Origin of the sequence: Burkholderia sp. Bp9142 (assembly GCF_003853415.1) — a bacterium.
Lineage (GTDB): Bacteria > Pseudomonadota > Gammaproteobacteria > Burkholderiales > Burkholderiaceae > Burkholderia.
The window spans coordinates 213,489-233,993 of sequence record NZ_QTPP01000002.1 but is presented as its reverse complement, the minus strand read 5'-3'; the positions used below and the strand labels follow the sequence as shown (position 1 = coordinate 233,993).

The window sequence follows — 20,505 nt, the reverse complement described above, 5'->3', positions numbered from 1 at the left end:
GCTCAGGCCTTGCTTTGCAGTGTGTGATAGCCGAGCGCCGCACGTGCGCCTCCGAGCGTCTTGCCCTGTGCGATCTGTTCACGGATGTGCGATTCGACTTCTTCGATCCGGCGCGCAACCTGTGCGACTTCGCGCGCACGGCCGCGCGGCACGATCACGACGCCGTTCGCATCCGCGACGACGATGTCGCGCGCCGCCACGCGCACGGTGCCGATCCCGACCGTCGCGTTCACCGACTCGACCTGCACGCGATCCTTGCCGGTCCGCATGAAGCGCCCTGCGGTGAACAGCGGATAGTTGTCGCCCAGTGCCTTGTTCACGTCGCGGCACACGCCGTCGATCACGGTGCCCGCGATGCCGCGCAGCCCCGCGTACTGGGTCATGATGTCGCCCCACACGGTGCAGTCGGTGCGGCCGTCGTTGTCGATCACGACCACGTCGCCGGGTGCGACGTCGTCGATGAAGTCGCCGACGGTGCCGGGCGGCACGCTGGCCGGCACGTACTTCACCGTGAATGCGGGACCGGCGACGACCTTCGTGTAGTCGGCCAGCGGCATGATGCCGACCGCCTGCCCGTGCAGCCCGAGCTTGTCCAGTGCATCGGACACGCCGGGCGTGTCGAGCCCTTCGAACAGCGCGACCAGCTCCTGGTCTTCCGCCGCAGCCTTGTTGGGATTCGTCATATCAAATATTCCGGAAGAAGGATGAGTGCTCAGCGCACCGCGATGGCTTCGAATTCCTTGTCGTGCATCACGTCCGCGACCGGACGGCCCGCACGCACGGCGGCCACCATCCCGTCCTGCCGCTTCGCGATACGCTCGCCGAGATCGAGCACGTCCTCGATACACCTGGCCGGCACAAACACCGTGCCGCAGCGATCGGCGATCACGTAGTCATCCTGATGGACGGTCACGCCTGCCATCTGCACCGGTGTGCCGGAGTCGATCTGGATCATGCGGTTGCGGGCGCTGATCATCGTGACGCCGCGCCCGTACACCGGGTAACCGATCGATTCGCTGCCCTCGATGTCGCGGCTCGCCCCGTCGATCACCGAGCCGCGAATCCGTTTCGCGGTCGCCGCGTTGGCCAGGATGTCGCCCCAGCAGGAAATGCCGTCCGCGCCGCCGGCAATCACCAGCACGCGATCGTCCGTCGTGACGGCGTCGACGACGGGCGAAATGAGGTGCACCGTCGGCCTGGCATCCGTTTTCGGTCCGAGCTGAATCGTGCTGGCGCGCCCGACGATCTTCGGGCAATCCCACAATGGACGCAGGCCGACGGTCGCGCCGGGCATGCCGAGAAAGTCGAGTGCATCGGATACGGTGTTCGTGTCGAGTGACGCGAGGCGCTCGAGCAAGGAAGGCTGGTTCATCACGCTGATCCCCGTTGACAAAGTGCAACCATCGTCGCCTCGGCAGCATGACAAGTAAAATTCGCATTTCGTATCTGCGTGATACGATTTCCGGAATACGGGAAATGCAATCTCTCGCGTGGCCGGCGACGCATGATGTCGAGCGGTAGCACCCGCCCCGCGACGGTTTCCGCGCGATTTCATCCCTGGGCATACCCGACATGAGCAACACGATCGACTACCGGCTGATACGACAGCTCTGGATGTTTCTCGCCGTCGCCGAGGAGCAGCATTTCGGGCGGGCGGCGAAGCGGCTGAACATGTCGCAGCCGCCGTTGACCGAGCAGATCAAGGTGCTGGAACAGTCGCTCAGGATTCAGTTGTTCTACCGCTCGCGTCAGGGAACGCAACTGAGCCCGGCCGGCGCCGCGATCCTGCCGGCCGTCCGGCAATTCGCCGGCCAGGCCGAACGGCTGCAGCGCGTGGTGCGCGAGGTCGCGGCCGGCCAGTCGGGCGTGCTGCATGTCGGCGCGATTACATCCGCGATGCTCGATACGGTTCCGCCGTTACTGGACACGCTCAAGCGCGCGCATCCGAGCCTGACCGTGTTCGTCAACGAGATCGACAGCGTCGACGCAATTCCGGCGCTGGAGGCCGGCGAGCTCGATCTCGCCTTTGCGCGCGTCGATGGCGAGGTGGCGAACGGCATCGCGACGATGCCGCTGGCCGAGGACCGGCTGGCCGTGGCGCTGCCGAAGGACCATCCGCTGGCGGCGACGGCGAGGGTGCGGCTGCGCGCGTTGATGGACGAACCGCTGATCATGTCGTCGCGGCAGGTCAGCCCCGTCTACTTCGACATGCTGACGTCCGTCTGCCGCACGCACGGGCTGACGCCGCGCGTGATTCACGAGGTACGTTCGGTGACGTCGCAAATCGCGTACGTCGGCTGCGGTCAGGGCGTGGCGCTGGTGCCTGCGTCGATGCGCAAGCTCGCGCCGGAAAATGTCGTCGTACGGCCGTTGAAGGAAAAGGTGATGGTCGTGACGGCGGCCGCTGTCTGGAATACGAGTCGGCATCATCCGATGGTCGATGAAGTGCTCGCCATGCTGAAAAAGTAGCGACACGCGGCAATCGTGCCGCTTCCGGCTCCGCCTCGCTCGCGCGTCGTTTCACTCCCCCGCGATCCGATGCGCGATCGCCGACAACGTCCGCAGCATCGGCGCGAATGCATCGGCCGACGTATTGCCGAACCCGAGCACGAGCCCGTTGGCCGCCGGCGTCGCGTGGATCGAAAACCCCGACAGCGGAAACGGCCCGATCCCATGCTCGCGCGCCGCCTCGACGATCGCGCGGTCGCGATAACGCGCCGGCAGCCGCAACGCGAGATGCAGCCCGCACGGCCCGCCCTCGACCTGATGCGGCACGGTGAACGCATCGTCCAGCGCGGCGAGCAGCAACCGCCGGCGGTCGCGATACAACCGGCGCATCCGCCCCAGATGCCGCCCGTACTCCCCCGTCTCGATGAAATCGGCGAGCGCGAGCTGCACGTGACGTGTCCCGCCGCGCAGCATCTCCGGCAACGCCGGCCGCACCGCGGCCAGCAGCGCGTCGGGCAGCACGAGAAAACCGATCCGCAGCGCCGGAAACATCGTCTTGCTGAACGAGCCGAGATAGACGACCGGTGAATCGGCCGCGAGCCCGTGCAACGCGCCGATCGGCTCGCCGGTGTGACGGAACTCGCTGTCGTAGTCGTCCTCGATGATCCACGCGCGATGCCGGCGTGCGGCATCGATCAAAGCGAGCCGGCGCGAGATCGACAGCACCGCGCCGGTCGGGAACTGGTTCGACGGTGTCGTGTAGACGAGCCGCGGCGTGCGTTCGCGCCAGTCCGCGTCTTCCGCGCGCAGCCCCTCCGCGTCGACCGGCATCGGCACGACATCGAGATCGGCCGCCTGCATCGCGGTGCGCGCGCCGCGATAGCCGGGCTCCTCGACCCAGACCGTGTCGCCGGGATTCGTCAGCAACTGCGCGCACAGCGCGATCGCGCCCTGCGCGCCTTCGGTGATCACGATCTGCTCGGGATCGCAGCGCACGCCGCGCGTCACGGCCAGGTGGCGCGCGATCGACTCGCGCAGCGCGCGCTCGCCGAGCGGGTCGCCGTACGCGAGCAGGTCGCGGCCGGCGCGGCGCAGCGCGCGATCGATCACGTGCCGCCACGCATCGACCGGGAAATGCGACAGCGCGGGCACGCCCGGCCGGAAGCCTTCCGACTCGCCGGTGCCGATCAGGCTCGGACGGATCCGGCCGAGCCGCTGCGCGACGGCCGGCGGCGCGGCCCGCCGGCGCGGCGCCGCCGGCCGCGACAGGCCGACCACGCGCGTGCCGCGGCGATCGGATTGCAGGAAGCCTTCGGCGACGAGCTGCTCGTAGACGGCCGCCGTGGTGTTGCGCGACACGCCCAGCGTCTCGGCCAGCGCGCGCGTGCCGGGCAGCCGCGTGCCGGCCGGCATCGCGCCGCCGAGAATCGCGTCGCGCACGCGGCGCAGCAATTGCCGCTGCAGCGAAGGCGCACCGGCCGTGCGCGCGAGCGGCGCGTCGAGCGGCAACAGCGGTGCGTCGCCGGAAGGAAGGGCTGTCGTCATCGAGGTATCGCGGCGTGGCAGTATCGGAGCATGGCGCGTCGATCGTGGCGCAACCACGGCATCGCCGCGGCATGATCGTGGCACCATAAATTTGCCGTTGTCTGGCGCTTCTCATGGTACCTCGCCGGGACTACGATCGTCTGCATGCCGGCATGTCGCCGGCCGCCAACCGAAGCGAGATCGACCTTGTCCACGCTCACCAACGACTTCCAGCAGCCCATCGGCCATCCCGTTCCCGACTGGTCCGTGCGCCCGCGCCCGGAGCGCATCGTGCTCGAAGGCCGCTACTGCCGCCTCGAACCGCTCGACGCCGAGCGCCATGCCGCCGACCTGTACGCCGCGTATGCGCAGGCGCCCGACGGCAGCGACTGGACCTATCTCGCACACGGGCCGTACACCGACGAGTCGAGCTACCGCGACTACGCGCGCGGCGCGGCGGCGAGCGCCGATCCGCTGCACTACACGGTGATCGACCGCGCGACGAACCGCGCGGTCGGCACGCTCGCGCTGATGCGCATCGATCCGGCCAACGGCGTGATCGAGGTCGGCTCCGTCACGTTCTCGCCGCTGCTCAAGCGCACGCCGATTTCGACCGAAGCGCAGTACCTGCTGATGAAATACGCGTTCGACACGCTCGGCTACCGGCGCTACGAATGGAAGTGCGACGACCGCAACGAGCCGTCGCGCAAGGCCGCCGCCCGCCTCGGCTTCCGTTACGAAGGCACGTTCCGGCAGGCGATCGTCTACAAGGGCCGCAATCGCGACACCGCCTGGTTCTCGATCGTCGACGGCGAATGGCCGGCCGTGCGCGCCGCGTTCGAAGCATGGCTCGCACCGGAGAACTTCGATGCGAAGGGTGCGCAGCGCGAGTCGCTCGTCGCGATCCGCCACGCGCAGGCGCGTGCGTGCGAAGCGGCCGGCCGTGCGAACGACGCGACGCGCGTCGCGGTCCGGCCGCTCGTCGCCGCCGACGAAGCCGCATGGCGCCCGCTGTGGCAGGGTTATCAGCAGTTCTACGAGACCGCGCTGAGCGATGCCGTGTTCGCGACGACGTGGACGCGGCTGATGGATCCCGCCGAACCGATGTTCGTGCTCGGCGCATTCGACGCGTCGGATACGCTGGTCGGCATCGTGCATGCGATCTACCACCGCTCGTGCTGGACCGAAGGGCCGTACTGCTACCTGCAGGATCTGTTCACGGCGGCCGACGCACGCGGACAAGGCGCCGGCGGCGCGCTGATCGAGGCCGTGTACGAGCGGGCGCGCGAAGCCGGTGCGAGCCGCGTGTACTGGCTCACGCACGAAACCAATACGACGGCGCGCGCGCTGTACGACAAGCTCGCGAACAACGCGGGGTTCATCCAGTACCGGAAGGATCTCAAGTAACGCGCGGGTGCAACCGGTCGCGCTCAGCCAAGGGCGTCGACCGGATCCGCCGCCTCGCCGCGGGCGGGCGCGACGTGACACCCGGCGCCGGCCGCGCCCGGCACCGACGCCGGGCGGATCATCTCGTCGCCGTTGACGGGCACCGGCCGCCGCACCGGCCGGTACACCGGCTCGCCCGGCGCGATCGCCTGGCCCGAGATCGCGCAGCGGCCCGCCTGCAACGCGACGCGCAAGCGCCAGCGCTGCTCGCCGTAATGGCAGCGCCCGCTTTCGCTCCAGCGCACCAGCAAGCCGTCGTCACCAGCCTCCAGGACCGTCACGAACAGTTGCGGTCGCAACGGTGAAACGCCCGGTGCGACCGGCTCCGGAACCGGCGCGCGAGCGGCGCTCGCCGACGGCCGGACCATCCCGGCCTCTGCCGGCGACGGCATCGCGCTCCGCTCGTCGGCCACCAGCATGTGGTACGACACGTATTCGCAGATCAGGCTTTCGATGAAGTTCGACATGCTTGACGACATTCCGTGAAGATTGAAACGGGCCGGCGGCGCGGCGAGCGTGCCCGCGACGGACGATCCGGTCATGCTCCGCCACCGGTGACGCCGCCACGCACGGCACGCGATCGGACTGTCGCAGATGATACAAATTGAAGTTAACTTCAAGTAAAGAGGCAGCGTGCGCAATGATGCGTTTCACGGATCGGCACAATGGGCTGGCACGACGGCGGCGACGGCGACGCCGATCGAGCCACGCGTCTCGCGTTTCGTCTCAAACGGCCGAGACGAATGTCTCGGCGTCTCACCCGAACCACGTCATCGCAGTTGCAGCAAATTCCGCGCGCGATTCACGCGACACCGCCTGATGCCGATGCAAGGCGCCCTGCTGCACCGCACACCGCCCGCGCGACTCGGCCGCCACGCGACCGCCCATTCGAGCTGGCCCCGTTCCTGCGTGTCGGTCGCTCGCGCAATCGCGCGACGGACGCCCCGGCTGCTTGCCGCGCGTCCGACGACAACCTGACGGAGACAGCAACGTGAGTACACCGGCAACGAACACCGCACCCAGCATGAAGGCCGCCGTCTGGCACGGCCGCCACGACATCCGCGTCGAAGAGGTTCCCGTTCCGGCGCATCCGCCGGCCGGCTGGGTCCAGATCCGCGTGCACTGGTGCGGCATCTGCGGCTCCGACCTGCACGAATACATCGCCGGGCCCGTGTTCATCCCCGTCGACGCGCCGCACCCGCTGACGGGCCTGAAGGGCCAGTGCATCCTCGGCCACGAGTTCAGCGGCGAAATCGCGGCGCTCGGCGCGGGCGTGACGGGTTTCGCTGTCGGCGAACGCGTGACGGCCGACGCGTGCCAGCATTGCGGCACCTGCTGGTATTGCAGGCACGGGCTGTACAACATCTGCGAGAACCTCGCGTTCACCGGGCTGATGAACAACGGTGCATTCGCCGAATACGTGAACGTGCCGGCCGAGCTGCTGTACAAGCTCCCCGACCACTTCCCGACCGAGGCCGGCGCACTGATCGAACCGCTCGCGGTCGGGCTGCACGCGGTGAAGAAGGCCGGCAACATCGTCGGCCAGACCGTCGTCGTGGTCGGCGCCGGCACGATCGGCCTGTGCACGATCATGTGCGCGAAGGCCGCGGGCGCCGGGCGCGTGATCGCGCTGGAAATGTCGGCCGCGCGCAAGCAGAAGGCGCTGGAGGTCGGCGCAACGGTCGTGATCGACCCGAAGGCGTCGGACGCGATCGCGGAAGTCAAGGCGCTGACGGGCGGCTACGGCGCCGACGTATCGTTCGAGTGCATCGGGCACACGGCCACCGCGCAGCTCGCGATCGACGTGATCCGCAAGGCCGGCAAGTCGGTGATGGTCGGCATCTTCGAGGAGCCGACATCGTTCAACTTCTTCGACATCGTGTCGACCGAGAAGGAAGTGATCGGCTCGCTCGCATATAACGGCGAATTCGCGGACGTGATCCGCTTCATCGCGGACGGCCGCATCGACGTGCAGCCGCTGATCACCGGGCGGATCACGCTCGGCGACATCGTCACGCACGGCTTCGAGGAACTGGTCAACCACAAGGACCGGAACGTGAAGATCATCGTCCAGCCCGCGACGGCCTGACGAACCCGTGACCGGGCGATGACCGCCGCGCGACCTCCGGACGCGGCGCCGGGCGGCCCCGCGGCGGCCCTGGCGCGGCCCGCCGTCCGGCCGGCGCGCGTTCCCGCCCGTGTCCGGTGCGCGCACAACGGCGCCGGACGAGGCGCGCGGGGTCGGACTTCGATATACTCGAAGCGACATCACCGCCCCGCGCGCCACCCGCGCGCCCGCTTCCGTGAAACCACGAGCCGGCCTGATCCTCGAACTCGTCGTCAACCTGCTGCTGCCCTGGGTCGCATACCGGGTCGCGCACCCGTATTTCGGGGAAACCGGCGCGCTGTACGCGTCCGCGATCCCGCCCATCGTCTGGTCCATCGTCGAATTCATCCGCTCGCGCCGCATCGACGCAGTGGCCGCCATCGTGCTGCTCGGCATCGCGCTGTCGATCGCCGGCATGGCGCTCGGCGGCAGCGCGCGCACGCTGCTGATGCGCGAATCGCTCGCGTCCGGCGCGATCGGCATCGTGTTCCTGCTGTCGTTGTTCCGCGATCGCCCGCTGATCTTCTACCTGACCCGCGCAACGGTCGCCCGCGAGATGGCCGGCGGCGCCGCGCGTTTCGAGACGGTGTGGGCCGAGCAGGCGGGGCTGCGCCAGATGCTCCGGCTGATGACCTTCGTATGGGGCGCGTGCATGACGCTGGAGATGCTGCTGCGCCTGTGGATGGTCGTCACCTGGCCCGTCGAGCGCGTGCTCGTCGTGTCGCCGATCATGGGCTACACGGTCTTCGGCACGCTGCTGCTGTGGACCTTCTGGTACCGGCGGCGGATGCGCGAGCGCAACAGCGTCGACATCCCGACCCGCGACGGCGTCACCGAGATCGCCGGCCGCTGACCGCCCGCCCCGCGCGGCGGGCCCGGCGGCACGTCACGGTCGCTGGGGTATGATGCGCGGCGTCTCGTCCGACCCTGCATCGCCCCATGTCCCTCTCGCTTCTCCCGTGTGCCACCATCTGGCTCGCGCTGTTCGCTGCCGCCGCGTTCGCATGGCAGCGCCCGCTGCACGGCCTGAGCATCGCCCTTGCCGCGCTCGGCTATGCCGGCGCGCTGGCATTCGGCAAGCTCGAGCCGATCGTGCTCGCGCCGTTCGCGTTGCTCGCGGCCGCCGCCTGGGGCGTCGCGCCGGGCCGTCCAGTCGCGGTGCGGATCGTCGCGCACGTCGTGTTTGCCGCGCTCGCGATCGCACTGAGCCTGCACCTGATTCCCGGTTTCCACAATCCGCGCGTGATCGAGCCGACCCGGTTCACGCCGGATGCCGTGCCGTTCACGATGTACCTGAATTTCGACAAGCCGCTCGCCGGCCTGTGGCTGCTGTGGACGCTGCCGTGGGTGGCGCCTGACGTCCCGCCGGCGCGCGCGCTGCGCACGGGAGCCGTGGCCGGCGTCGCAACGGCGGCGGCCTGCCTGGCCGGCGCGCTCGCGTTCGGCATGGTCGGCTGGGTGCCGAAATGGCCGGCGTCGGGCTGGATGTGGCTCGTCAACAATGTGCTGCTCGTCACGCTCGCCGAGGAAGCGCTGTTCCGCGGCTATGTGCAAGGCGGGCTCACGCGCGTGCTCGGCCGGTTCGGCTGGGGGCCGTGGGCCGCGCTCGCGATCGGCGCCGTGCTGTTCGGCGCCGCGCACGCGGCCGGCGGCTGGCACTGGATCGTGCTCGGCACGGTGGCCGGCATCGGCTACGGCCTTGCATGGCGGCGTGGCGGGCTGCTCGCGTCCGCGCTCGCGCACGCGGGACTGAACGTGATTCACTTCGGGCTGTTCACCTACCCGATGCTCGCCGCCGCACGCTGAACGCGGCGTATGGCGGCGGCATCCCGCCGGTTTCGCCCGGCCGAGCTCAGTTGAAGCCGGCCACCGCGTGCGGCACGTACGGACCTTCGAGCGCCGCGATTTCGTCGTCCGTCAGCTTCAGCTGCAGTGCGCCGAGCGCATCGTCCAGATGATGCGGCTTCGAGATGCCGACGATCGGCGCGGTGACGCCGCGCTTGTGCGCGACCCATGCGAGCGCGACCTGCGCACGCGGCACGTTGCGCGCGGCGGCGATCGCCGCGACGGCCTCGACGACCGCGCGATCGGCATCGGCCGTCGCGTCATACATCCGCTGACCGACCTCGTCGCTCTGCTGCCGGCCGGACGACTCATCCCAGTTGCGCGTCAGCCGGCCGCGCGCGAGCGGGCTCCACGGAATCACCGCGATGCCTTCCGCCTCGCACAGCGGCAGCATTTCCCGTTCCTCTTCGCGATACAGCAGGTTCAGGTGGTTCTGCATGCTGACGAAGCGGGCCCAGCCGTTCTGCTTCGACGTATGCAGCGCCTTCGCGAACTGCCACGCGAACATCGACGACGCGCCGATATAGCGCGCCTTGCCGGCCTTCACGACGTCGTGCAGTGCCTCGAGCGTCTCCTCGATCGGCGTGCCGTCATCCCAGCGGTGAATCTGGTACAGGTCGACGTAGTCGGTGCCGAGCCGCTTCAGGCTCTGGTCGATGTCGGTCATGATCGCCTTGCGCGACAGCCCCGCGCCGTTCGGCCCCGGCCGCATCCGGTAGAACACCTTGGTCGCGATCACGACGTCGTCGCGCTTCGCGAAGTCGCGCAGCGCGCGGCCGACGATCTCCTCGGACGTGCCGTCCGAATACATGTTCGCGGTATCGAAGAAATTGATGCCGGCCTCGATCGCACGCTGGATGATCGGGCGGCTTTCCGCTTCCGGCAAGGTCCACGGATGCGTGCCGCGCGACGGCTCGCCGAACGTCATGCAGCCCAGCACCAGCTTCGACACGTCCAGCCCGGTCGACCCGAATTTCACGTATTCCATCGCTCGCCTCGTCATTGAAGTGGGGTTGCGGCCGGATGCGCGGCACGGTTCGGTGCGCCGGGCACGAACGCCGCGCCATGCATCCGCCGGACGTCGCATGGTATCCCGCAGCGCGCAAACGCGTATCGGTGCGCTGCCCGGCGGGGTCGAGCGGGCGAACGCGACCCGCAGCCCGAATGCAGGGCGCCGGGCCGGGTCATGCGCCGAAGGAGGAACGGGTTACTTGATCTGGTCGGCGATCGGCTGCAGGAATTCGGAGAATCCGGTCAGCATGATCTGCACACCGATGCACAGCAGCAGGAACGCCGACACGCGCTTCGCGACCTTGGTACCTTCGCTGCCGAGGTAGCGCGACAGCAGCGCGGAGCGGCTGTAGACCTGCCAGATCACGATCGCAACCAGTACGGAGACGGTAATCGACACGATGCTCGACAGCATGAATTCCGACAGCTTGTGCGTGCGGTTCGCGTTGAGCGCGATCGCGGTCGCGATCGAGCCAGGGCCAACGGTCAGCGGCATGGTCAGCGGGAAGAACGCGCGGGTCATGATCGCGTTCGCATCGATCGGCTTGACCGGCGTATCGCCGCCGCCCGCCGGCCCGTCCGGCTCGTTCAGCATCTGCCAGCCCGCGACGGCGACCGCGAAGCCGCCGCCGATCCGCAGCGCTTCCATCGAGATCCCGAAGAAATGCAGCACCGGCGTGCCGGCGAAGAACGCGACCATCAGCACGATGAACGCGTTGAACGCCACCTTCTTCGCCAGCAGGTTCCGCTCGTGCTCTGTCAGCGCCTCGGTGCGCTCGAGAAACAGGAACGCGATGCCGATCGGATTGATGATGCCGATCAGGCCGGTGAAGCCGAACAGGATCTCGGAGATAAGGCGGTTGACGATCATCGGGCGAGGAAGCGGTCAGGGCTGGGCCGGCGGCGCGCCGGGGGTCACGCATTGTAGAGCAAGCGCCCGCGCCCGAGACGCAAATCGCGGCCCGGTCCCGGCCGGCCGCGCCACGGCCTTATTCGGCGCCCGGCTCCCACGCCGGCGGCCGCTTCGCGAAGAACGCGGCGAAGCCCTCCTTCGCTTCCGGCGTCGCGCGCACGCGGGAGATCGTCCGTGCGGTGAACGCCGCGCGTTCGTCCGACGGCGGATACTCGCCGATCGCGTCGAAAAAGCGCTTGATCTCCATCAGCGCGTGCGGGCCATTGCGGCTCAGCTCGGCGAGCGTCTTGTCGAGCGCTTCATCGAGTGCCTCGAGCGGCACGGCCTGGTGGATCAGCCCGATCGCGACGGCTTCGCCGGCCGCGAGCTGTGTCGCGGTCAGCGCGAGCCGGCGCGCCTGGCGCTGGCCGACCGCCTCGACCAGATACGGGCCGATCACCGACGGCAGGATCCCGAACCGGGCCTCGCTGACCGAAAAGCGCGCGTGATCGCTCGCGATCACGATGTCGCAGGCCGCGCACAGGCCGACGCCGCCGCCGAACGCGTGGCCCTGCACGCGGGCAACCGTCGGCTTCGGGCACTGCCGGATCACACGCATCATCGCGGCGAACCGCTCGGCGTCGCGCAGGTTCGCGGCCGCGTCGTTCGCGCTCGCGCGCTGCATCCACTGCAGGTCCGCGCCCGCGCAGAACGCGCGGCCGTCCGAGCGCAGCACGATCGCGCGCACGTCGTCGCGCGCGCCGAGCGCAGTGAACGCGTCGGTCAGCTCGGCGATCATCGTCTCGTCGAATGCGTTGAGCACGTCGCCGCGCTGCAGCGCGACGGTCGCGATGCCGCGCGTATCGACGGCGACGGCCAGGGTCTTCAATCCATCCATCGAACAGGTTTCCTCGGGGTAGAACAGGGAATGGCGAAACTCGGTGGCGAAGTTCAGGCGGCCTGCCGGCGGTCGATCACGCGCCGGGCCTTGCCGGTCGCGCTCGCGGGAATGCCGCCCGCGGCCAGCACGGTCACGCCGGCCGACACGCCGATCATCGTCTTGATCCGGTGCTGCAGCTCGCGCGCGATCGCCGCGCGCTCGCCGTCGGTCACGCACGCGGCGGCCTCGGAGCGCAGTTCGACCGCGAGATCGAGCCGGTCCATGTGGCCGTCGCGCGAGATCGTGATCTGGAACTGCCCCGACAGCTTCGTCTGCGCGACGACGATTTCCTCGATCTGGCTCGGGAACACGTTCACACCGCGCACGATCAGCATGTCGTCCGAGCGGCCCGTGATCTTCGCGAGCCGGCGCATCGCGCGCGCGGTCGGCGGCAGCAGCGCGGTGAGGTCGCGCGTGCGGTAGCGGATCACCGGCATCGCCTCCTTCGTCAGCGACGTGAACACGAGCTCGCCCTCGCTGCCGTCCGGCAGCACTTCGCCGGTCGCGGGATCGATGATCTCCGGATAGAAGTGGTCTTCCCAGATCACCGGGCCGTCCTTCGTCTCGACGCATTCGCACGCGACGCCGGGGCCCATCACTTCCGACAGCCCGTAGATGTCGAGCGCGTCGATGCCCACGCGCGTCTCCACTTCCTCGCGCAGCGCCTGCGTCCACGGTTCCGCGCCGAAGATGCCGATCTTCAACGACGACTTGGCCGGGTCCATTCCCTGCCGCACCATCTCGTCGATCAGGTTCAGCATGTACGACGGCGTGACCAGGATGATCTTCGGCTCGAAATCGCGGATCAGCTGCACCTGCTTCTCGGTCTGCCCGCCCGACATCGGCACGACCATGCAGCCGAGCCGCTCCGCGCCGTAGTGAATCCCGAGGCCGCCCGTGAAGAGCCCGTAGCCGAACGCGTTGTGCAGCGTGTCGCCGGGGCGGCCGCCGGCCGCGCGGATCGAACGCGCGGTCACGTTCGCCCACGTGTCGATGTCGCGCGCCGTGTAGCCGACCACCGTCGGCTTGCCGGTCGTGCCGCTCGACGCATGCACGCGCACGACCTGCTCGCGCGGCACCGCGAACAGCCCGAACGGATAGTTGTCGCGCAGGTCGTTCTTGGTCGAGAACGGGAATTTCGCGAGATCGGCGAGCGTCGTCAGGTCGTCCGGGTGCACGCCCGCCGCGTCGAACGTCCGGCGATAGTGCGGGACGTTGTCGTACGCGTGGCGCAGCGACCACTTGAGGCGCTCGAGCTGCAGCGCCTGCAGTTCGTCGCGGCTGGCGGTCTCGATCGGATCGAGGGCGGCGGCGGGGTGCGTCGGGTGAGTCATCGGGGTGCTCCTCCAATGGAGTGATGTCGTTATCGTGATCGGGGTAATGGGGCCAGCGGCTAGCGGAACGTGCGGCCGGCGGCGTGCAGCGCGGCGATGCGCGGCGACACGCGGTAGCGGTCCTCGCCGTAGCTCGCCGCCAGGTTCGACAGCACGCGCTGCACGCGGCCGATGCCGATCGCATCGGCCCACGCGAGCGGGCCGCACGGGTAGTTCACGCCCTTCTCCATCGCGAGATCGAGATCGGCGGGCGAGCACACGCCCTGGTTGACCGTGTCGGCCGCCTCGTTCGCGAGCATCGCGACGGTGCGCATCGCAACCATGCCCGGCACGTCGGCGACGCCGACGACGCGGAAACCGGCGTGCTGGAACAGCCCGACCGCCTCCGCGTAGGCGGCGTCGCTGCACTGCAGCGCGCGCGTCAGCGCGACGAGCCCGGCCTGCGCGTAATCGCGCGCGAGGTCGACGAGCACGAGATCTGTCACGCCGGTTTGCGCGGCGCGCACCGTCGCGGTGCGGCCATCCGTCAGCGCGATCGACGCGCGGCCGGCCACGGCAAGCAGTTCGTCGGCATGCGCGCCGTCGTGCCGCGCACCCGCGATGCGTTCGGCGAAGCGTGCATGCAGCGCGGCGGCCGGACCGTCCTGCGCAAACAGCGCGACGTCGGCCGGCGCGGCACGCGGCGCTTCGAGCTCGGGCGCGGGTGGCGCCGCGCCGTCCGCATACGAATAGAAGCCGCGTCCCGACTTGCGACCGAGAAAGCCTGCGTTCACGAGCTCCTGCTGGATCAGCGACGGCGTGTAGCGCGGATCGTTGAAGTACGCGCGAAATACCGACTCGGTCACCGCGAAGTTCACGTCGTGGCCGATCAGGTCCATCAGCTCGAACGGCCCCATCCGGAAGCCGCCGGCCTCGCGCATCACCGCGTCGATCGAGGCCGGCGTGCCGCCCTGCTCGTTCAGCACGCGCAGCGCCTCCGCGTAATACGGCCGCGCGACGCGGTTCACGATGAAGCCCGGCGTCGATTTCGCCAGCACCGGCCGCTTGCCCCACGCGGCGGCCGTGTCGTACAGCGCCTGCGCGACTTCCGGCGCGGTCGCAAGCCCGCTGACCACCTCGACGAGCGCCATCAGCGGCGCCGGATTGAAGAAATGCAGGCCGGCCACGCGCTGCGGCGCGCGCAGCCCGGCCGCGATCGACGTGATCGAGATCGACGACGTGTTGGTCGCCAGCATGCAGGTATCGTCGACATGACGTTCGAGCGTCGCGAAGATCTCGCGCTTCACGTCGAGCCGCTCGGCCGCCGCCTCGACGATCAGCGCGGCGCCGGCGAAATCGGCCAGCGCGCGCACCGCGCGGATCCGGCTGCCGGCCGCGTCGGCCTGCGCCGGGTCCATCCGGCCCTTCTCCGCGAGCCGCGCGAACTGCGCGCGGATGCCGGCGAGCGCCTTGTCGCACGCCGCCTCGTTCAGGTCGTACAGCAGCACCGCATGACCGGCCGCTGCCGCGACCTGCGCGATGCCCGCGCCCATCGCGCCCGCGCCGATCACGCCGACGGCCGCCGTCGGCGCCAGCGCGCCCGAATTCACCGAATGTGCAGAAGAAACAGCCATCGCTTGCGATCCGTCATGAAGTGGAAGTGCGAGCTATTATAAACCGACCGGTCGGTAGATTTATGTCAGGGCGAGCCCGAATTTGTCGTGCAAGAGACCATTACGAAATCTGCAAAAGCAAAAAAATCGGATGATCGGGGCACTTTTTGTAAACCGAAAGGTCAATGAAAGTGTTCGAATATGGGATAGCGACCCCCGAACGCCTGATAAAATTCGACAAACCGCCGGATTTCAGGGGGAAACCGCGTGTCACGCCGCCGCTGCCGCCCTTCGCACGCCGCCCTTGCGGGGTCGGTTCCGGACTGCCGGGCCGCCTGCCGCCACATCCACGTGCGCCGCCATCGGCACCCGGTCGCATCGAACCGTTTCATCCAGCGACGGGCTTCGGCCCGCCCGCGCCCCTCGCCGCCTCATGGCGGCGAACCCGAGGCAGCACCATTGCGCGCTGCCGCCCGTCAGCTTCATCGTTCTCGTTCGGCGGATTATCCGGCCGGACTTCGTCAACCCGTGACGGCGCGTCGCGCGCCGCCACTCGCATAGGGAAACCGTCCATGCCGCTCTCGTCCAACCAGCTCCCGCGCTGGACCCTCTGGGCCCCGCTTGCCGCCTGGCTGGTACTCGCGCTGTCGCGCGTCGTGCCGGCCGAAGGCCTCGTCATCGCAGTGTTCGCCGCCGCGCTCGCCGGCGCCGTGTTCGCCGCCGTCCATCATGCCGAAGTCGTCGCGCACCGCGTCGGCGAGCCATTCGGCACGCTCGTGCTCGCGGTCGCCGTGACCGTCATCGAAGTCGCGCTGATCGTGTCGGTGATGCTCGGCGCCGGCCCCGAGAAATCGGGCCTCGCGCGCGATACCGTGTTCGCCGCCGTGATGATCATCTGCAACGGCATCGTCGGCCTCTGCCTGCTGGTCGGTGCATGGAAGCACGGCGAACAGGATTTCCAGGGGCGCGGCGCGAGCAAGGCGCTCGCGGTGCTCGCGTCGCTGTCGGTGCTGTCGCTCGTGATGCCGAACTACCTCAACGCGGCGCCGGGCCCGTTCTTCTCGAAATCGCAGCTCGCGTTCGCCGGCGCATCGTCGCTCGTGCTGTACGGCGCATTCGTATTCGTGCAGACCGTGCGCCACCGCGACTACTTCCTCACCGAGCACGACAGCGCGAACGAATCGGTGCACGCGGCGCCGCCGAGCGGCCGCACCGCGTTGATCAGCCTCGTGCTGCTGTTCGCGAGCCTCGTCGCGGTCGTGCTGCTCGCGAAGCTGCTGTCGCCGGCCGTCGAGCATGCAGTGAGGAAGCTCGGCGCGCCCGAAGCGGCGGTCGGCATCGTGATCGCCGCGCTCGTGCTGCTGCCCGAAGGGCTCGCGGCCGTCACCGCCGCGCGCGCGAACCGCCTGCAGACCAGCATGAACCTGGCGCTCGGTTCGGCGCTCGCGAGCATCGGGCTCACGATCCCGACCGTCGCGGCCGTGTTCATCTGGGTCGGCCAGCCGCTCACGCTCGGCATCGGCGCGATGGAAACCGTGCTGCTGTCGCTCACGCTGCTCGTCAGCACGCTGACGCTCAGCCAGGGACGCACGACGGTGCTGCACGGCGTCGTGCACCTGTCGCTGTTCGCGGCCTACCTGTTCCTGTCGATCACCCACTGATGTCCATCAACGCGCGGCACGACGGATCGTTTCCGCCGTGCCGCGCGCATCACTTCACCTGCACGGCCACACCTTCCCTGCTTCACGCCGCGGCTAGCGGACCGGAATCACCAGATGCTGGCCGGCCAGGATCAGGTTCGGGTTCGCGAGGTTGTTGCGGCGCTGGATCTCGCGATAGCGCTGGCCGCTGCCGAGCTTGCTCGCCGCGATCATGTTCAGCGTATCGCCCGCCTTCACCACGTACGTGTGCTCGCCCGACGCGGCTGCGGTCGTCATCGTCTGGTCGCTGACGAAATACTTGCGCAGCAGGTCGAGATACTGCGGCGACTGCTTGAGCTTCGCGATCGCGGCGTTCAGGTAGATCAGCAGATCCTGGTCGTCGGCGCGCACGCCGATCTTGTAAGCGATGTTCGAGCCGTCGAGCTTGGTCACCGCGAACTTCAGGTCGGTGCCCTTGATCGAACTGACCGCGAACGGGTAGTCGTAGATGAACGCGTCGACCGCATGGCCGTCGAGGCTCTTCGCGATGAATGCCGGATCGGAATCGTCGACCTCGACGAACCGGACGTTCGGATACTGACGCGTGACGAACGCACGCACATCCGGGTCGCCCTTCAGGATGCCGACCGTCTTGCCGACCAGGTCGTCGGCCGAGCGGATCGCGGCGCCTTGCCGCACGATCAGCGAATAGCCGAAATCGTCGACGTACGGCACCGAGTAGACAACGCCCGCCGGCGTGTTGTCCGGGAACGTCAGCCCGTCCATCGCGACGTCGACGACATGATTGCCCTTCGCGTCGGTGTCGAGCAGTTGCTTCGGCACGCCCGGGTACGTGTCGACTTCGTGACGCGTATCGACGACGACCGGCTTGCCGCCGTGCGAGAACGACGGATCCGCGAACAGCAGCCGCGCGAACTCGACGTTGAAGCCGCGCGGCGCGCCCTTGTCCTCGCCGAAGAACGGCTCGCTCGGATTCTGCACCGAGATCCGCACGATGCCGTTTTCGGCGATCGATTTCAGCGTGCTGGCCTGCGGCGTGAAGCCGGCCGGCACCACGTTGCCCGATGCCGACGGCTGCGCCGGCTGGCCCGCGTCGGCCGACTGCGCGGACGTCGCGCCCGGAGCCGTGTCGTGGTCGTGCGCGGGAATCAGTGTCGACAGGCCGCCCTGATGGACGATCCAGACGCCGACGAGCACCACCAGAAACGCGATTGCACCGAGAAGTTTTTTCATGGTTGCGTGCCTGCAGGAAGTTATCGTTGCTTCGACGGCAATGCGGCTGTGTGTGCCGCATCGGGGCCGGGCACGGGGGCGGGCGCGCCGTTCATCACCGCCTGCTGCTGCGCCTGCTTGACCTCGGGGTTATCCAGCAGCGACGTCTCCATTTCGGAGAACGCCTTGTTGACCGAGCGCATCACCGAATCGACGGCCACGTCGGTCTTGATCTGCTCGAACGTGTCGGCCGTCTGCCGGCCCGCGAGCTTGTTCATCTGCTGCGCCGCCTGCGACATGTCCCACATTGCCTTCGCGCGGTCGATCGCCGCCGCGAAATTCTTCAGTTCGGCCTGCACCTGCTTGTAGCGGCCTTCGCGGAACGCGAGCAGCTGCTTCATCGTGTCGAGCTGCGCGCGAAAGCGAGGCGCATCGTCCGGATACTGCTTCTCGAACAGCTCGGTCTTGTTCTCGAAGTTCTTCACCTCGGTGCGGAACGCGGTGATGCTGTCCGCGAATTTCTGCGCCGCCTGGCGCTTTTCCGCGAGCTGGTTGATCAGCGTCTCGATCGGATTCGACTGCGCTTCGTCGACGATCATATTCACCTTCTGGTTCGCGAACTTCATCGCGACGACCGGCGCGAAATAGATCGCGCCGAGGCCGATCACGGCCGCCGTGATCAGCGCGACCATCCCCTTCAGGATGAACAGCGCGGCCGGTGCCGCGATCGCGACGCCGGCGATGATGATCGCCCATTTGATCAGCCTTGCCTTGCCACTCCCCGAACTGCCGTTTGCTTCATTCGAAAGCTGCGACATGAGTTTCTCTCCTTGAACCTCGAACTGAACTGCGTGCGTGTGCTGCGCCATGCTCGATCGAAATGCTTCGGACTCCGGCGCCGCCGCGCGTGCGGGACAGGCGGCGGCGCGATGCGTGGACGGGCGCCGGCGGCGTCACGAGACGCCGGTGTAGCGTCATGTGCGATACGGTATTCGGGCGCGGCAGGCTGCCGCGCGACGCGGCGGTGCCGATCGGCGCCGTTCGTCGTCGCTGCCAGCGCGCGGACGGGAAAGTGTACCGATGCACGGTACGAAACGGGATGACGGATACGTGACGCGACGGGCGTCGGGAGGATCGTTGCTCCGGCGCGCCGATGAATGCGGCGCCTGGATTCCGGTACGAGTGCGTGAAGGCTCATCGTTGTTCTTTTGCGCGTCGCGGATGCAGGAACGCGCGGCCGGCGCGTCCCGCTCCAAATGCACGGACGTATCGTGCGCCGACCGGCATGCAGCGTCAAGCGGTCGACGCGGTGCAGCGAACCGCTGCGTTCGTGCGTTGGGAAGCAGGCATCGAAGCCGCTTTCAGGATCGCAAGCATTCGCCGGCTGCGACCTGTCTCGCTCGCTCAGGATCGCTTGGCATCGGATACGGCAAGCTTCCGGATTGAAAGCTTGTCACATCGTGCTGGCGTATCAAGTAGACGCGCCAGCCTGCTCCCGCGCGAGAAACTGCTCGACCATCGCGTTGAACACCGGCAGCGCCGGATTGTCGTTGTCCGCGCGCCACGCAAGATACAGCTCGGCCGCCACGTCGACGCCCGCGAGCGGACGGAACACCACGCCGTCGACGTGCAGCTCGCGCGCCGACGCCGGCACCATCGCGGCACCCAGCCCGGCGCGCACCAGGCCGAGGATCGTATGCGTCTGCCCGACGTAATGCAGGTAGTTCGGCAAGCGCCCGGCGCCGGCGAACATCCCCGAGATCATGTCGTGAAAGTACTTTCCCTCGTTCGGCGAATACGCGATGAACGGCTGCCGGTCGAGTTCGTCCGGGCCGATCCGTTCGCACGCGGCGAGCGGTGCGCCCTGCGCGACCGCGACGAGCATCGGCTCGCGCTGCACGAGCCGGTATTCGAGCGGATGGCGCGCGGCGCGCTGGCGCACGAAGCCCGCATCGAGCATGCGCGACGCGAGCGCGTCGATCTGCACGGTCGACACCATTTCGCGCAATTCGACATCGACGTCCGGCAGCGCGTGCGCCGCATGCGCGAGCAGCACCGGAATCATCCGGTACGCGCTCACGGCCGTGAAGCCGAGCGTGATGCGGCCGGCCCCGCCGTGCGCGACGCGCTGCGCGGCCTGTTCGGCTCGCGCGGAAAACTCGAGGATATGCCGCGCATCGCGCAGAAAGCGCTCGCCGGCCGCGGTCAGCCTGACTTGCCGGCTGCTGCGTTCGAGCAGCGCGATGCCGAGCGCGTGCTCGAGCAGCTGGATCTGCCGGCTGAGCGGCGGCTGCGTCATGAAGAGCCGCTTGGCCGCGCGCCCGAAATGCAGTTCCTCGGCGACGGCGACGAAGCAGCGAAGCTGGTTCAGTTCAATCATTCAATTCTTGAATCAATCAATAGTCTTTTGATGTTAGACCAACATCGATCCGATTCCTATACTCGGTTGCACCTGATGTGCGGCGCGCGCCGCGCACGACGACCGAGACCTTC

At 68.4% G+C, this 20,505-nt stretch carries 18 protein-coding genes; 6 read left to right on the top strand and 12 right to left on the bottom strand.

Annotation, left to right across the window (positions count from 1 at the left end):
- Positions 1-2: 2 nt before the first annotated feature.
- Together DIE22_RS03790 and DIE22_RS03785 are read right to left on the bottom strand one after the other, a co-directional pair.
- Entirely contained in the window at positions 3-683 is a 681-nt protein-coding gene (locus tag DIE22_RS03790) for an RraA family protein (RefSeq protein WP_124496324.1), read from the bottom strand.
- A 29-nt stretch (positions 684-712) separates the two neighbouring features.
- Entirely contained in the window at positions 713-1,372 is a 660-nt protein-coding gene (locus DIE22_RS03785) for an RraA family protein (protein ID WP_124496326.1), read from the bottom strand.
- Between the two features lie 200 nt (positions 1,373-1,572).
- On the opposite strand from DIE22_RS03785, the gene DIE22_RS03780 reads away from it, so the two are divergent.
- Positions 1,573-2,469 carry a LysR substrate-binding domain-containing protein gene (locus DIE22_RS03780; protein ID WP_124604560.1) on the top strand — a complete coding sequence of 299 codons (897 nt, stop codon included), beginning with the start codon at positions 1,573-1,575 and terminating at the stop codon, positions 2,467-2,469.
- Positions 2,470-2,520: 51 nt separating this feature from the next.
- Here DIE22_RS03780 and DIE22_RS03775 read toward each other — a convergent pair whose 3' ends face one another.
- Positions 2,521-3,993 (bottom strand): PLP-dependent aminotransferase family protein, encoded by a 1,473-nt coding sequence (locus DIE22_RS03775; protein WP_124604559.1) that lies wholly within the window; start codon positions 3,991-3,993, stop codon positions 2,521-2,523.
- A gap of 186 nt (positions 3,994-4,179) precedes the next feature.
- Between DIE22_RS03775 and DIE22_RS03770 the strand changes: the two genes are divergently transcribed.
- A complete protein-coding gene (locus DIE22_RS03770; RefSeq protein ID WP_124604558.1) occupies positions 4,180-5,379 on the top strand; it encodes a GNAT family N-acetyltransferase in 1,200 nt (399 codons plus the stop codon).
- Positions 5,380-5,402: 23 nt separating this feature from the next.
- On the opposite strand, the gene DIE22_RS03765 is transcribed toward DIE22_RS03770, so the two are convergent.
- The gene (locus tag DIE22_RS03765) at positions 5,403-5,885 is read right to left on the bottom strand and encodes a DUF3331 domain-containing protein (protein ID WP_124604597.1); all 483 of its coding nucleotides are present in this window, start codon (positions 5,883-5,885) and stop codon (positions 5,403-5,405) included.
- A gap of 557 nt (positions 5,886-6,442) precedes the next feature.
- Here DIE22_RS03765 and DIE22_RS03760 point away from each other — a divergent pair.
- The 3 genes from DIE22_RS03760 (at position 6,443) to DIE22_RS03750 (ending at position 9,331) form a co-directional block, all read left to right on the top strand.
- Positions 6,443-7,507 (top strand): 2,3-butanediol dehydrogenase, encoded by a 1,065-nt coding sequence (locus DIE22_RS03760; RefSeq protein WP_124604596.1) that lies wholly within the window; start codon positions 6,443-6,445, stop codon positions 7,505-7,507.
- A 214-nt stretch (positions 7,508-7,721) separates the two neighbouring features.
- Positions 7,722-8,378 carry a VC0807 family protein gene (locus DIE22_RS03755; protein WP_124496334.1) on the top strand — a complete coding sequence of 219 codons (657 nt, stop codon included), beginning with the start codon at positions 7,722-7,724 and terminating at the stop codon, positions 8,376-8,378.
- Positions 8,379-8,464: 86 nt separating this feature from the next.
- A complete protein-coding gene (locus DIE22_RS03750) occupies positions 8,465-9,331 on the top strand; it encodes a CPBP family intramembrane glutamic endopeptidase (RefSeq protein ID WP_124604557.1) in 867 nt (288 codons plus the stop codon).
- Between the two features lie 46 nt (positions 9,332-9,377).
- Here DIE22_RS03750 and DIE22_RS03745 read toward each other — a convergent pair whose 3' ends face one another.
- From DIE22_RS03745 to DIE22_RS03725, 5 genes are all read right to left on the bottom strand, one after another.
- Positions 9,378-10,358 carry an aldo/keto reductase gene (locus DIE22_RS03745; protein WP_124496337.1) on the bottom strand — a complete coding sequence of 327 codons (981 nt, stop codon included), beginning with the start codon at positions 10,356-10,358 and terminating at the stop codon, positions 9,378-9,380.
- A gap of 219 nt (positions 10,359-10,577) precedes the next feature.
- Positions 10,578-11,252 carry a MarC family protein gene (locus DIE22_RS03740; protein WP_124496339.1) on the bottom strand — a complete coding sequence of 225 codons (675 nt, stop codon included), beginning with the start codon at positions 11,250-11,252 and terminating at the stop codon, positions 10,578-10,580.
- 118 nt (positions 11,253-11,370) lie between these two features.
- Complete coding sequence (locus DIE22_RS03735; protein WP_124604556.1) at positions 11,371-12,171, bottom strand: enoyl-CoA hydratase-related protein; 801 nt, start codon at positions 12,169-12,171, stop codon at positions 11,371-11,373.
- A gap of 53 nt (positions 12,172-12,224) precedes the next feature.
- Positions 12,225-13,547 (bottom strand): phenylacetate--CoA ligase PaaK, encoded by a 1,323-nt coding sequence (paaK, locus tag DIE22_RS03730; RefSeq protein ID WP_124496343.1) that lies wholly within the window; start codon positions 13,545-13,547, stop codon positions 12,225-12,227.
- A gap of 59 nt (positions 13,548-13,606) precedes the next feature.
- Positions 13,607-15,160, bottom strand: coding sequence for a 3-hydroxyacyl-CoA dehydrogenase (locus DIE22_RS03725; protein WP_124604555.1), 1,554 nt, complete (start codon positions 15,158-15,160; stop codon positions 13,607-13,609).
- A 551-nt stretch (positions 15,161-15,711) separates the two neighbouring features.
- On the opposite strand from DIE22_RS03725, the gene DIE22_RS03715 reads away from it, so the two are divergent.
- Positions 15,712-16,800, top strand: coding sequence for a calcium:proton antiporter (locus DIE22_RS03715; RefSeq protein ID WP_124496349.1), 1,089 nt, complete (start codon positions 15,712-15,714; stop codon positions 16,798-16,800).
- A 93-nt stretch (positions 16,801-16,893) separates the two neighbouring features.
- Here DIE22_RS03715 and DIE22_RS03710 read toward each other — a convergent pair whose 3' ends face one another.
- The 3 genes from DIE22_RS03710 to DIE22_RS03700 form a co-directional block, all read right to left on the bottom strand.
- The gene (locus DIE22_RS03710) at positions 16,894-18,033 is read right to left on the bottom strand and encodes a LysM peptidoglycan-binding domain-containing protein (protein ID WP_124604553.1); all 1,140 of its coding nucleotides are present in this window, start codon (positions 18,031-18,033) and stop codon (positions 16,894-16,896) included.
- A gap of 20 nt (positions 18,034-18,053) precedes the next feature.
- Complete coding sequence (locus DIE22_RS03705) at positions 18,054-18,830, bottom strand: hypothetical protein (RefSeq protein ID WP_124496353.1); 777 nt, start codon at positions 18,828-18,830, stop codon at positions 18,054-18,056.
- 653 nt (positions 18,831-19,483) lie between these two features.
- Positions 19,484-20,392: a LysR substrate-binding domain-containing protein gene (locus DIE22_RS03700; protein WP_124496355.1), complete on the bottom strand. Its 909-nt coding sequence runs from the start codon at positions 20,390-20,392 to the stop codon at positions 19,484-19,486.
- Between the last annotated feature and the right edge of the window lie 113 nt (positions 20,393-20,505).

What these genes read in the sequence shown, in the direction of transcription:
- DIE22_RS03780 (WP_124604560.1), top strand. Translation starts at nt 1,573, where the DNA reads ATGAGCAACACGATCGACTACCGGCTGATACGACAGCTCTGGATGTTT.
- DIE22_RS03725 (WP_124604555.1), bottom strand. Translation starts at nt 15,160, where the DNA reads ATGGCTGTTTCTTCTGCACATTCGGTGAATTCGGGCGCGCTGGCGCCG.
- DIE22_RS03760 (WP_124604596.1), top strand. Translation starts at nt 6,443, where the DNA reads ATGAAGGCCGCCGTCTGGCACGGCCGCCACGACATCCGCGTCGAAGAG.
- DIE22_RS03765 (WP_124604597.1), bottom strand. Translation starts at nt 5,885, where the DNA reads ATGTCGAACTTCATCGAAAGCCTGATCTGCGAATACGTGTCGTACCAC.
- DIE22_RS03775 (WP_124604559.1), bottom strand. Translation starts at nt 3,993, where the DNA reads ATGACGACAGCCCTTCCTTCCGGCGACGCACCGCTGTTGCCGCTCGAC.
- DIE22_RS03705 (WP_124496353.1), bottom strand. Translation starts at nt 18,830, where the DNA reads ATGTCGCAGCTTTCGAATGAAGCAAACGGCAGTTCGGGGAGTGGCAAG.
- DIE22_RS03790 (WP_124496324.1), bottom strand. Translation starts at nt 683, where the DNA reads ATGACGAATCCCAACAAGGCTGCGGCGGAAGACCAGGAGCTGGTCGCG.
- DIE22_RS03740 (WP_124496339.1), bottom strand. Translation starts at nt 11,252, where the DNA reads ATGATCGTCAACCGCCTTATCTCCGAGATCCTGTTCGGCTTCACCGGC.
- DIE22_RS03710 (WP_124604553.1), bottom strand. Translation starts at nt 18,033, where the DNA reads ATGAAAAAACTTCTCGGTGCAATCGCGTTTCTGGTGGTGCTCGTCGGC.
- DIE22_RS03735 (WP_124604556.1), bottom strand. Translation starts at nt 12,171, where the DNA reads ATGGATGGATTGAAGACCCTGGCCGTCGCCGTCGATACGCGCGGCATC.
- DIE22_RS03785 (WP_124496326.1), bottom strand. Translation starts at nt 1,372, where the DNA reads ATGAACCAGCCTTCCTTGCTCGAGCGCCTCGCGTCACTCGACACGAAC.
- DIE22_RS03700 (WP_124496355.1), bottom strand. Translation starts at nt 20,392, where the DNA reads ATGATTGAACTGAACCAGCTTCGCTGCTTCGTCGCCGTCGCCGAGGAA.
- DIE22_RS03745 (WP_124496337.1), bottom strand. Translation starts at nt 10,358, where the DNA reads ATGGAATACGTGAAATTCGGGTCGACCGGGCTGGACGTGTCGAAGCTG.
- DIE22_RS03750 (WP_124604557.1), top strand. Translation starts at nt 8,465, where the DNA reads ATGTCCCTCTCGCTTCTCCCGTGTGCCACCATCTGGCTCGCGCTGTTC.
- DIE22_RS03715 (WP_124496349.1), top strand. Translation starts at nt 15,712, where the DNA reads ATGCCGCTCTCGTCCAACCAGCTCCCGCGCTGGACCCTCTGGGCCCCG.
- paaK (WP_124496343.1), bottom strand. Translation starts at nt 13,547, where the DNA reads ATGACTCACCCGACGCACCCCGCCGCCGCCCTCGATCCGATCGAGACC.